Below are 11,979 nucleotides of genomic sequence, written 5' to 3'. Positions count from 1 at the left end.
ACTCCTCTATTTGTAACTTATCTATTAAAACTTAATAACTGTTCACGCCAGTATTCATACTGTTTTTGGCGTAGCTCTATCTCTTTTGGTAATCCTACTTTGATATCATGTACTAATGTGTCGAATTTGTCTAATATTGATACTATGTGTTGTTGGACGTGGAGAGGGGGAAGAAAAATATTCATATTGAGTATTTTATCTTTCGATATAGAATAAGGAGTTGCTGTCCTATTTGAAATTTCATATAGATACTCTTGTTTATTAATTAAGAAATAATATAAATATTTATTATTTATATTTTCAGTAGGTATTACGGAAAAACAAATATCATTAGCCCAAAATTTTTCTTTTTGAAAATTCACATATCCTGCCGTCCCATACTGCGCAATCGTTATCGTTTCTGATTCTCTGTTATATTTATCGATGTATCCCATATAACCTGTACCACCACTTACAACTGGAAATCCTTTAGATAATAATTCTTTTTTAGTTACTCTAACTCCTCTTATAATGTCACACACTTCACCCAACTTCTTCCATTCAACGCTTATACTTTTGAATAACTTTTCATTTTTAATATTATTTTGTTTTAAACTCTCTTCCATATCTTTAGTAATTTTTTTTATATATTCTTCACTCAATAACATATCTCTATAATAATTATATTGTTTAATACGTGACTGAAGTTCTGACTGAAGTTCTATAACATAATTTGTAAATTTATCAAGTATTTCCACTATTTTTTCTTGAGTTTCAAGATTAGGGATAGGAATAGGAAAATTTTTAATAATAGATGAATTAATGTTTGATTGAGAACCTTGCCCCATAGATTTTAACACTTTATAATTATTAACTAACCAATAATAAACATAGCGATATTTAATTACTTCTTTATTCACTTCAATATTGCAACATGCTTGATTTGTAGTTAAAGGAATTTTTGTAAGAGCAACTTTACCTGCTGTAGCTCCATACATCGCAACAATTATTGTATTAGGTTCAATTAATGTTGCAGATGAGTTTGCTAAACCCTCTTCTGTTATATATAATTCCGTAGAATAAATTTCATTAAAATCTACTTCTTGAGTCCTCAACCATGGTATTGAACCCCCGTAAAATTTAGTATTAGATCTATTTGGCGTCCCACCAGATACTATTCTTTTAGAAATATCTTGAATTTTTTTCCATTCAACTTTTTCATTTTTAAGTAACTCTAAAATATTCGTCATTTATTTTCCTCCTCTCTTTGCTATATTTTCTATACTTCTAAGCTCTTCTAAATAATCTTTTTCTACTGAAGTTAACGTATGTTGTGAGTATTTTTTATATTCTTCATTTACTTTTTTCTCCATTTGTGAGCGTGAAACTTTTCCTGCATTTTCTAACACATCTTCTCCAGTTGCTCTTAATATTCTATCTACATGATTAATCCAATCCTGCATCGTCATAACAATTTCTCGTTCTGCTTGTCTTTCTGCAAAATCCAAATATCCAGAAACTAATTGATTTAATCCTATTAATTCTTTTTCTGTTAAGTAATTTTTAGCAGTTTTTGCTTCGGTGATTGTTGGTAACTCTCCTTTAAAAGTTGTTAAGCCCATAAAATCTTTTTGAGCATCTACTCGATCAACGATTAATTCACTAGCTGTTTGATGGTGAATTGCATAATGCATTTTATTTTGAATCGTTGAAAAGAATTTTTTTGCTTCTCCACTTTTTCCATCATAATCAATCGAAGTTGCAAACAAGTCTAACACTTGGCGATAAAATACTTTTTCACTGGAACGAATATCACGAATCCGTTCTAAAAGTTCTTTGAAATAATTTTTTCCAAATAAATCTGTCCCTTGTTTTAGCCGTTCATCATCCATGGCAAAGCCTTTTATCATATATTCTTTTAATACATTAGTTGCCCAAATTCGAAAAGCAGTCGCTTTTTTTGAATTAATTCTATAGCCAACAGAAATAATCGCATCCAAATTGTAATAATTTAAATCACGAATCTGTTTTTTCCCTTCTATAGCTCCATGTTCAGTGGTATGTGCAAATTTTGCACATACCACTGTTTCATCAAGCTCTCCTTCTTCGAAAATTTTTTTTAAATGTCTTCCTATCCCTGTTCGATCTATACCAAATAGTTCAGCTAATGCTTTTTGAGATAGCCATATAGTATCTTCTGCTATCCTTACATTAACATTCACATCTTCTTCATCTAACGAATACATTAAAAAACTAATCTCATTATTCATCACTCTCAAACTCCTTAACAATGTCATCAATCGATTGACGAAGGGTATCAATCTTTTTAACCGTTTCGGCGATTTCTTGATTTAGTACTTTAATATCAATAACTTCTCTAGTATCTTCCTTTTCAACATAGCTTGATACTGATAAGTTATAATCATTTTCTTTAATTTCACTCGTATCTACAGAACGTGAGAAGTAATCTTTATCCGTTCTATCTCTAAATTGAGTTAAAATCGTTTCGATATTATCACTATCTAGAATATTATTCTCAGCTTCTTTTTTATATTCTTGACTTGCATCAATAAACAACACATTATTGTCCACTTTATTTTTTGACATTACAAGAATACAAGTTGAAATAGAAGTACCAAAAAATAGTTTCTCAGGCAACTGAATGATACAATCAACAAAATTATTATCCACTAAATATTGACGAATTGTTTTTTCTGCACCTTTTCGATAAAAAATTCCGGGGAAACAAACAATCGCTGCTCTTCCTTTACTAGATAAATAGCTCAATGAATGCATGATAAATGCATAATCTGCATAATTTTTAGGTGCTAATTTCCCCGCTGGAGCAAATCGTTCATCATTAATTAAAGTTGGATCGGCATCTCCTATCCAACTAATCGAATATGGAGGATTTGATACAATTGCATCAAAAGGTTTCTCATCATTATGGCGTGGGTTTAATAAAGTATCCCCTCTTAAAATTGAAAAATTATTGTAGTTCACATTATGAAGAAACATATTCATACGAGCTAAGTTATAGTTTGTCATATTGATATCTTGCCCATAAAATCCTTCTTCAATAATATGTTCATCAAATTGTTTTTTCATTTGTAGCAATAAACTGCCACTTCCACACGTGGGGTCATAGACTTTATTAATTTTTGTCTGTCCATCCATTACTAACTTGGCTAATAATTTTGACACCGTTTGAGGAGTGAAATATTCCCCACCTGATTTTCCAGCATTACTAGCATATTTTGAAATTAAAAATTCATATGCATCTCCAAAAGCATCAATCTCATTCTCTTTAAAATCTCCAAAATTAATATCTGAAATACCTTGTAAAATTTTTGTTAAACAAGCGTTTTTTTCAGCTACAGTTTCCCCTAAACGACTACTAGAAGTATCCACATCTTCAAATAAACCTTTAATATCGTCTTCTGAAGCAAACCCTTGAGCACTACCTTCAATTGCTGAGAAGATATTCGCTAAATCAATATTTAAGTTTTCATTTTCTTTTGCCGTTTTAACAACATTCTCAAATAATTGACTTGGTAAAATGAAAAAACCTTTATCTTCTACTGTATTCGGTTTGAAATCTCTCAAAGCTTCTTCATCAGATAATTCTGCATAATTAAAACTTAAATCCCCAGCTTCATGTTCCGCAATATTAAAAAATGCGGTAATATTTTCTGAAATAAATCGATAGAATAATATTCCTAATATAAACTGTTTAAAGTCCCATCCATCTACAGAACCTCGAACTTCATCCGCGATTGCCCAAATTTTTCTATGTAATTCAGCTCTTTGTAACCCTTCTTTATTACCTTCAACTTTTGCCATTTTAAAATCCCCTATTATGATGTTTTTATATTGTTTTCATTCGTATTATAGCATTATTTTTGAAACTATATAACAATACATACAAAAAAAGCACACAACCAAAAGATTCTACTCTTAAAGCCGTGCGCTTTTATTTATAAAATTACCTAATCCAACCTCTTAATAAACCTCTTTTGAGTTTTATCGCATACATATCCAATATTCTCATAAAATTTATGTGCTTCAACACGATAGTCTGCTGAGTTTAGTCTAATAAATAAAACAGAATCATCTTTAGCTTTTAATTCTAAATGATGCATCAATTCTCTGCCTATTCCTTTACCTTGAAATTCTGGTAAAACAGCTAATCCCAAAATGTTCAAACCCGTATAAGAATAAAGACTTTCATATACTTCAGCATGCACAAATCCAACTACTTTTTGTAACTTTTCATCTTCATATACATAAATATAATGATGATTTACATCCTCTGATAGTTTTTGTATTTGTCTCATGACTATCTCAACAGATACTGAATACCCTAAAGATATATTACATATTCTTTGTATTGCTTCGGCATCTTCTATTTTTATATTTCTAATCATGCTTTATTTCTCCATAGTTATATAGAAGTATTACCCCCAAACTTATTCCCAAATATCTTGGGGATAAATTAATGATTGTTGGTGCTTATTTTGATGTTTTTTGGGGGCAGATACTTTTTGACCAGTCTCATTTTTTCAATTTGTATTTATAATAGGCAATCCAACTTTCAATACCTCATCAACAAGATGATGTATATGAATTAGTTCCTCATCAACAGTAACAACCGAATATTTTGCTGATTCCCCAAATTCTCCTGCAAAATTTAACGTTTGAGCTATCAGCATTCCAAATTCATGTATGTGAATACCATGAGGCAAATCACAATCTATTAGAAGAATACTACCCATATCGCTTCCTGAGAAATCAAGAGTTATATCTTGAGCAAAAATCTTATAAAATTTGCTCACAACTGTGGAAACATCTTTTTCGATACTAATTATATTATCATTATTCAAAACAAATAAATCAATATCGCAAATTGCCCTATATAGCAGACGGCAAGAAATCTTTAACGAATGCTTCAATGCTAACATCAATACCGAAAACGCAAACATCACATCACTAATATCATCCAGTTTTGTGTGCAACTTCATCGAAAAATCTTTTATATCCTTAGAAATTTCTTCTCCAAGGCTTTGATTAATTTCTTTTTCTAATATACTAACTAACTCACGCATAGCATCAATATCAATTTTTTTGAACATTTTTATAAAATTAGCATCCATGAGAACTTTATAGACTCTACCATTCTTGAACGCTGATATTGCAGGAATTAACTCCTCATCTGAGAGTAGTGTGCTTACATTTTCTGAAACACTGACTTCTTTATATAGAAAATACGGATTCATTGAGTCTGCTACTTCATTTGATTCAGAAGCAATTTCAGACAAACATAAATCAATAAATCGAGTAAGCGTTTTATGTCCTTGCTCAATCAATATTCTTTCTGCTGATGACAAATGCTCTACATTGAAAAAATTGGGGATATCTATTTTTTCAATATTTTCATCAAGAAATATAAACCCATGAAATTCAGTATTACTATGTTTTGCCATATAAGCAAAATCATTACGGGAATCTGTAAACTTTTCACCAATTTCATTTGATTCTATACCAACTGACATGTCATAAATCATTTTTCTTATTTTTTGCGAAGCTTCATCCTTTCGAAGCTTTTTACATAACTTAAATACTTCAGTTCTAAAATTTGTTGACATCATTTTATCTCCTAAATTCTTATATAGAAAGAAATTTTATCTTTTCTCTTTAAAGTCAATGTGTTGTTTCTCCAATTCATTCTGCACTTTTCTTTCAATCATCTCTTGCACCTGATGTTCACCTACTAATTTAACAGTATCAGTTGCTGTATATCTGCTCGAACTATACTGTATAGTATTTTCTAAAAGAATATTAAGTACATAATTAGGAACGAGCCTTCTTGCATAGAACATAAATTTTTCAATTAAAAGTTTTTCACCAGTTATATCCTTAAGCACAAAAGGACTCCAACGTTCCGGAAAATAACGGCATAGTGAAGATAATGCAAATAAACTGATGTATATATTAAGTAATGTTGGGATAGTTATCAATTTGCTATTTTTTATATGCCCTGCCTGTAAATATGGTTGTCCAGAATAGGATTGTTTACTGATATCCTCACCTGTCAATTTATGGCGAAGGACAAAATATTCTTTGCCCGTTTTGAAGTCTGTAGCAGAAGTAAAGCGCAAATATGATTTTTCAAACCCTTCAACTTGTTTCAATAGTTCAATCAAATGACCCTTATTTTCTTCTGAAAAATATATTTTTTCAGCCTTTCCATCTGGAGTATTAAAAATATCAAGCATAATAGTACAACCAGTTTGTACATCATAGCATTGTGTAAAGTCATATTGTATTTCTGAAATCGAATCTAAAAACTCTCTCAAACTCCAATCACCAAATCCTGTTAAGTCAGAAGTAACACCTATCGCTCTTGCAACTACATGAACTCCACCATCTACCGGACTAAGAAATCTGATTTTCGTGTCTGCAATGAAATTCATTTGATCAGGAATGAAAATCTTCATTCCATGGTTACTAATCTTATTGATACTACCACTTAAAAGATTAACCATTCCATAAAGAAGATTTGTTGAGCCATAATATAATAGTAATGGTGAAATTTGAAGATTAGCTTCTTTAGCAGCCTTATAGTATTCATTTGCTTGTAAAAACGAACCTGCGATGCAATTTATAGTATCTTCGTCTACCTCATGCCCCTTTTTTGCTAAATACCGTTTTATATTAGCCTCATATGTAAATTGTAATAATTCTCTCCAAAGATCATTTTCGGGGTTTTCAGAAAAAATTATAGTCATAGAATCTCTCCTTCCCATTTATTATACATTATCCGTAAATTTCGTAATAGTACATCACATCAAATGTAATACATATCTTGTAAATAAGTCTATAATAACAATAATATTTCATTTATGCATACATTTAACTATTCTAAAACAAAAGCCTCCCACAAAAATGATGGAAGGCTTTCTAAAATTTTCACCTAAATTCAACAATTCCCTTTCAGACCTGTTTTTTCTTACTTTTAGTATCAAAACAGTATCATTTAGAGAATTTTACTACATCAAAATCGCTCAAACCCTCTATTTTTAAGCCTTTTATAACAGTAACATATTTACTTCTGTTACTCCCACTCAATCGTAGCAGGTGGTTTACTTGTAATATCATACACCACTCGGTTCACATGTCCTACTTCGTTCACAATTCTTGCACTAATCGTTTGTAAAACTTCCCATGGGATGCGAGCGAAGTCACTTGTCATGCCATCGATACTTGTTACCGCACGAATGCCGATTGTGTAATCATAGGTTCTTCCGTCTCCCATTACTCCGACACTGCGGATTCCTGGTAAAACGGTGAAGTATTGCCATACGTCTCTTTCCAGTCCGTTTTTAGCAATTTCTTCTCTTAAGATAGCATCACTTTCTCGTACGATTTCTAGTTTTTCTTCGGTTACTTCTCCTAGTACTCGAATGCCTAGTCCTGGTCCTGGGAATGGTTGACGCCATACGATTGAATCCGGCATGCCTAATGCTGTCCCTAAAGCACGGACTTCGTCTTTGAATAGTGTGTTCAGTGGTTCAATTAATTCAAACTGCATATCCTCTGGTAGTCCTCCTACATTGTGGTGAGACTTAATTGTTTGGGCTGTTTTTGTTCCTGATTCGATAATATCTGTATATAAAGTTCCTTGTGCTAAGAAATCCACATCTGTTAATTTTGCGGCTTCATCATCGAATACATAAACAAATTCATTCCCAATAATTTTACGTTTTTGTTCAGGATCACTAACACCTTTTAGTTTGGATAAGAAACGTTCTTGAGCATTCACTCGGATAATATTTAATCCAAATTTTCCAGATAAGCTTTCCATTACTTGGTCGCCTTCGTCTTTTCTTAATAAACCGTGGTCTACAAAAATACATGTTAATTGGTCGCCGATTGCTCTTTGTAGTAGAACACCTACAACACTTGAGTCAACTCCACCTGATAAACCTAATAATACTTTTTTATTGCCAACTTTTTCGCGGATTTTTTCAATTTCCATCTCAATGAAATTTGCCATTGTCCAATCACCTGTTGCTCCACAAATATTGAACACGAAGTTTTTCAGCATATCATTTCCATGAATACTGTGTCGTACTTCTGGATGGAATTGTACTCCATAAATATTTCGTTCTGGATTTTCAAATGCTGCAAATGGTGTATGGTCATTTGAAGCTGTTACAGTGAACCCTTCTGGGATAGCTGTAATTCTGTCACCATGACTCATTAAGACTTCTTCTGAAGTAGATAATCCTTTGAAAATTCCGGAATCTGTATTAAATACTTCTACTTTAGCAGGGCCATATTCTCTTGTCGGTGAAGATTCAACAGTTCCTCCAAATAAATGAGTTGTCAACTGCATTCCATAACAGATTCCTAATACTGGAATTCCTAATTCAAAAATTTCAGGATCTACTGTAAAAGCTCCTGATTCGTAAACACTATGAGGTCCTCCAGAGAAAATAATCCCTTTTACATTGCCATGCTTTTTGATTTCTTCCGCCGTAATATCATTATGAAGTAATTCACTGAACACTCCAAATTCACGAATACGACGTGTAATCAGTTGGTTATACTGACTTCCAAAATCTAATACAATAATTTTTTCTAACGAAGTGGTTCTTGTTGACATAAAAAGCCTCCTTAGTTTTATTACCTATATTGTAGCAGAAAATCACGAAAGTTACCTTAAATATTTATAAAATTCGTTCGGATTTTTATTAAATTTTCTCATTTTTCATATGTTATCCTTTCTATTCAAAAAAGAACCCACAGCGATGTTCATCCCGTGGGTTCTTCCATTATTTAATATTTCTTCACTTGGACATAGTCAATATGATGTCCGAATGTTTTGTGCAAAATGAAGTCTGCTCTGCCTTTTGTTGGTAAGATATATTCCTTTAAATTCTTCAAGTTCGTTTTTTTCCATACATCTTTTGCCATAGCAATGGCTTCTTCTCGGTCTCCAATCGCAAACTGGTAATAAAAATTATCGGGTTGAGTTTTTGCTCGTTCCATTAATAATTCAAAACGTTCTAAATACCATTTTTCAATCAGATTTTCTTCTGCATCAACATAAATCGACCAGTCAAAGAAATCACTCACGTAAATTTCTCGATTTGGCGGTAATTGTAATACATTAATTCCTTCCACGATTAAAATATCCGGTGGATAAATGACTTGTTTTTCATTTGGAATAATGTCATAAATTTCATGAGAATAAACAGGCGCTTCAACAGCTTCTTCTCCTGTTTTAATATCTAATAGGAAATTCACTAATGATTCCATATCATAACTTTCTGGGAATCCTTTGCGGTGTAAAATTCCTTTTTCCACCAAATGTTTCGTTGGCCATAAAAATCCATCTGTTGTCATCAGTTCAACAACTAACTCTGGATATTTTTGTTGGAGCATTGTTTGCATTAAACGAGCCGTTGTACTTTTCCCAACTGCCACGCTTCCTGAAACACCAATAATAAACGGCACTTTCTTCTTCGGTTGTTTTAAGAAATATTGTTCTTGTTCATGAATTTGCCCATGTTTTTGATAATAGATATCAAAGTAATCTAATAGGGGCGCATATACTTCTTGTACGTCGATTAATGAAATTCTATCATTCAATGATGTTAAATGTTCTAATTCTTGTAATGTTAATGCCAAATGATGGTCGTTTTGGTATTGTTTCCATTCGTCTCGGCTAATGTGATAATACGTCGATGTGTCTGTCACAACGATTCTCTCCTTTTGTTGAATTCCTTTTCTTGCGTATTTTACCATAGTTTTTTTAGGATGACTAATGATTGTGTCATTAAATTTCCTTTAAATCCTCGCTTGTTCGTTTACACGTCTATTGGTTTTTAGTATGATAAATACGAGAAATTATGAAGGAGTTTTATCATGGAATACACAACAGCTTCCGGAATGGGACAGTCTACCGGAAAAGTCATTTTAATGGGGGAACATGCAGTCGTTCATCATCAACCTGCCATTGCTATTCCTTTTTCCGGTGTATCGGTTCAAGCAAGAATTCAACCAAGCACTCATCCGCTAAGTATTCATTGCGACTTTTATAGTGGATTAGCGTATGAAATGCCGGAAGTATTAAAAAGTTTAAAATTTACAATCCATGAAGCATTAAATCAAATTGAACACCTTCGTCCTGAATTAGGCATTACACCCACTACTCGTTCGTATTGGAATAATGGGAAAGTGGAAAAAGGAGAAGCGTCCTTCGTACAAGCACCTTCTATTGAGATTACGATTACTTCTTCGATTCCCGCAGAACGTGGTATGGGATCAAGCGCAGCGGTTGCTGTTGCGGTAGTGAGAGGATTGTTTGATTATTATAAAGTTCCATTAAGTGACACCTTATTATTCGACATTGTACAAGCATCTGAAAAAATCGCTCATGGCAATCCAAGCGGGATTGATACAGCAACCACTAGTGGAAAAGAAGCGGTATTTTTTATAAAAGGAGAAGCTTTACAACCTCTTTCTATTCAACTCGAAGGAACTTTAATTGTGGCAGATACAGGGATTACTGGACAAACACTCAAAGCGGTTCAAGCTGTACAAGAAAAATTACAACAAGAACCTCTTTCTACTCAAGAAATCATTGAAGAAATTGGAGACTTAGTCCGCACTGCTAAGGATTGCCTGTCAAAAGGAGACGTTCATACATTAGGAAGTCTTCTGACTCAAAATCATGCACTTCTTCAACAATTAGAAGTATCAAATGAAACGCTAGACCATCTTGTTCAAACGGCTCTTGAAAATGGAGCGATTGGTGCCAAAATGACAGGTGGCGGACTAGGTGGCTGTATGATTGCTCTTGCAGTAAATCTTGAAGAAGCTGAAAAAATTGCTGATGCTTTACAGGAAGCTGGAGCTGTACAAACATGGACACATTCATTTTCCAATGAATAAAAAGGAGTTTATATGAAAACAACAGGAATTGCACGTGCACATACAAATATTGCACTGATTAAATATTGGGGAAAAAAAGATAAAGCATTATTTCTTCCAATGAATAGTAGCTTATCCCTCACATTAGAGGCTTTTTATACCGATACAAAAATTACTTTAGATGAAACTTTAGAAAAAGATGAATTTTATTTAAATAATGTTTTGCAACAAGAAGCTGAAACACAAAAAAATTCAAAATTTTTAGATTTATTCCGTATTCCTGCTAAAGAAACACGATTTGCTCGTATTGAAAGTTATAACTTTGTTCCTACTGCAGCTGGTTTAGCAAGTTCTGCTTCAGCTTTTGCAGCTTTAGCTGGAGCAATGCATCAAGCAATGGGATGGGATTTATCAAGAAGTGAATTATCAACATATGCTCGTCGTGGAAGTGGAAGTTCTACGAGAAGTTTATTTGGCGGCTTTGTTGAATGGAATCAAGGAACGAATTCAGAAGATAGTATGGCGATTCCGATTGACGATGCTTCTTGGGATATTGGAATGCTCATCGTCGTTGTTAATGGTGCAGCTAAAAAAATATCCAGCCGTGTGGGAATGGAACAAACGGTTGCCACTTCTCCTTTCTATCCTGCATGGGTAGAAAGTGCAAAAACTGATTTAGAAGAAATTAAAACAGCTATTCAAGAGAAAAACTTTACTCGAATGGGAGAAATTGCAGAATTTAATGGAATGAAAATGCATGCGACAATGCTAGCCAGTCAACCTCCATTTTGTTATTTTGAACCAGATAGTCTCATTGCTCAGCAACAAGTTGTATACTTACGTGAAGTATTAGGGATTCCTGCTTATTACACAATGGATGCTGGACCAAATGTAAAAGTTCTTTGCAAAGCTAGTGATTTAGACAAAGTCCGTGACCATTTCAAACAGTATTTTGCTTCTGAAAAACTTATTTCCTCTCTTCCAGGAGAAGCAATGAGAACTTTAACAGAAGAAGAATGGCAAGAAAGCATTCAACATTTCAATCAAAAAGGAATTTAA

Annotated in this window: 10 protein-coding genes; 2 read left to right on the top strand and 8 right to left on the bottom strand. The window is 32.9% G+C overall.

Annotated elements, in window-relative coordinates; all coding sequences use genetic code 11:
• Nucleotides 1-17: 17 nt before the first annotated feature.
• The 8 genes from RWZ86_RS01180 to coaA form a co-directional block, all read right to left on the bottom strand.
• Nucleotides 18-1,229 (bottom strand): restriction endonuclease subunit S, encoded by a 1,212-nt coding sequence (locus RWZ86_RS01180; protein ID WP_314679304.1) that lies wholly within the window; start codon nt 1,227-1,229, stop codon nt 18-20.
• Entirely contained in the window at nt 1,230-2,249 is a 1,020-nt protein-coding gene (locus RWZ86_RS01175) for a virulence RhuM family protein (protein WP_314679300.1), read from the bottom strand.
• Nucleotides 2,242-3,822 (bottom strand): type I restriction-modification system subunit M, encoded by a 1,581-nt coding sequence (locus RWZ86_RS01170; RefSeq protein WP_314679298.1) that lies wholly within the window; start codon nt 3,820-3,822, stop codon nt 2,242-2,244. Before RWZ86_RS01170 ends, RWZ86_RS01175 begins: the two co-directional genes overlap by 8 nt.
• Nucleotides 3,823-3,968: 146 nt before the next feature.
• A complete protein-coding gene (locus tag RWZ86_RS01165; protein WP_314679297.1) occupies nt 3,969-4,406 on the bottom strand; it encodes a GNAT family N-acetyltransferase in 438 nt (145 codons plus the stop codon).
• A gap of 135 nt (nt 4,407-4,541) precedes the next feature.
• Entirely contained in the window at nt 4,542-5,624 is a 1,083-nt protein-coding gene (locus RWZ86_RS01160; protein ID WP_314679296.1) for a hypothetical protein, read from the bottom strand.
• 36 nt (nt 5,625-5,660) lie between these two features.
• Nucleotides 5,661-6,767, bottom strand: a complete 1,107-nt coding sequence (locus tag RWZ86_RS01155) for a YaaC family protein (protein ID WP_314256666.1) — start codon at nt 6,765-6,767, stop codon at nt 5,661-5,663.
• A gap of 326 nt (nt 6,768-7,093) precedes the next feature.
• Nucleotides 7,094-8,647 carry a glutamine-hydrolyzing GMP synthase gene (guaA, locus tag RWZ86_RS01150; RefSeq protein ID WP_314679294.1) on the bottom strand — a complete coding sequence of 518 codons (1,554 nt, stop codon included), beginning with the start codon at nt 8,645-8,647 and terminating at the stop codon, nt 7,094-7,096.
• A gap of 173 nt (nt 8,648-8,820) precedes the next feature.
• Nucleotides 8,821-9,744, bottom strand: coding sequence for a type I pantothenate kinase (gene coaA, locus RWZ86_RS01145; RefSeq protein WP_314679292.1), 924 nt, complete (start codon nt 9,742-9,744; stop codon nt 8,821-8,823).
• A 168-nt stretch (nt 9,745-9,912) separates the two neighbouring features.
• Here coaA and mvk point away from each other — a divergent pair, with 168 nt between their 5' ends.
• A complete protein-coding gene (mvk, locus tag RWZ86_RS01140; RefSeq protein WP_314679291.1) occupies nt 9,913-10,941 on the top strand; it encodes a mevalonate kinase in 1,029 nt (342 codons plus the stop codon).
• Nucleotides 10,942-10,953: 12 nt separating this feature from the next.
• A complete protein-coding gene (mvaD, locus tag RWZ86_RS01135) occupies nt 10,954-11,979 on the top strand; it encodes a diphosphomevalonate decarboxylase (RefSeq protein WP_314679290.1) in 1,026 nt (341 codons plus the stop codon).

Source organism: uncultured Granulicatella sp., from assembly GCF_963545075.1.
Lineage (GTDB): Bacteria > Bacillota > Bacilli > Lactobacillales > Aerococcaceae > Granulicatella.
This window is presented reverse-complemented; position numbering and strand designations above follow the sequence as displayed.

Coding starts and splice junctions, on each gene's coding strand:
- RWZ86_RS01180 (WP_314679304.1), bottom strand. CDS start 1,229: ATGACGAATATTTTAGAGTTACTTAAAAATGAAAAAGTTGAATGGAAA.
- RWZ86_RS01175 (WP_314679300.1), bottom strand. CDS start 2,249: ATGAATAATGAGATTAGTTTTTTAATGTATTCGTTAGATGAAGAAGAT.
- RWZ86_RS01170 (WP_314679298.1), bottom strand. CDS start 3,822: ATGGCAAAAGTTGAAGGTAATAAAGAAGGGTTACAAAGAGCTGAATTA.
- RWZ86_RS01165 (WP_314679297.1), bottom strand. CDS start 4,406: ATGATTAGAAATATAAAAATAGAAGATGCCGAAGCAATACAAAGAATA.
- RWZ86_RS01160 (WP_314679296.1), bottom strand. CDS start 5,624: ATGTCAACAAATTTTAGAACTGAAGTATTTAAGTTATGTAAAAAGCTT.
- RWZ86_RS01155 (WP_314256666.1), bottom strand. CDS start 6,767: ATGACTATAATTTTTTCTGAAAACCCCGAAAATGATCTTTGGAGAGAA.
- guaA (WP_314679294.1), bottom strand. CDS start 8,647: ATGTCAACAAGAACCACTTCGTTAGAAAAAATTATTGTATTAGATTTT.
- mvk (WP_314679291.1), top strand. CDS start 9,913: ATGGAATACACAACAGCTTCCGGAATGGGACAGTCTACCGGAAAAGTC.
- mvaD (WP_314679290.1), top strand. CDS start 10,954: ATGAAAACAACAGGAATTGCACGTGCACATACAAATATTGCACTGATT.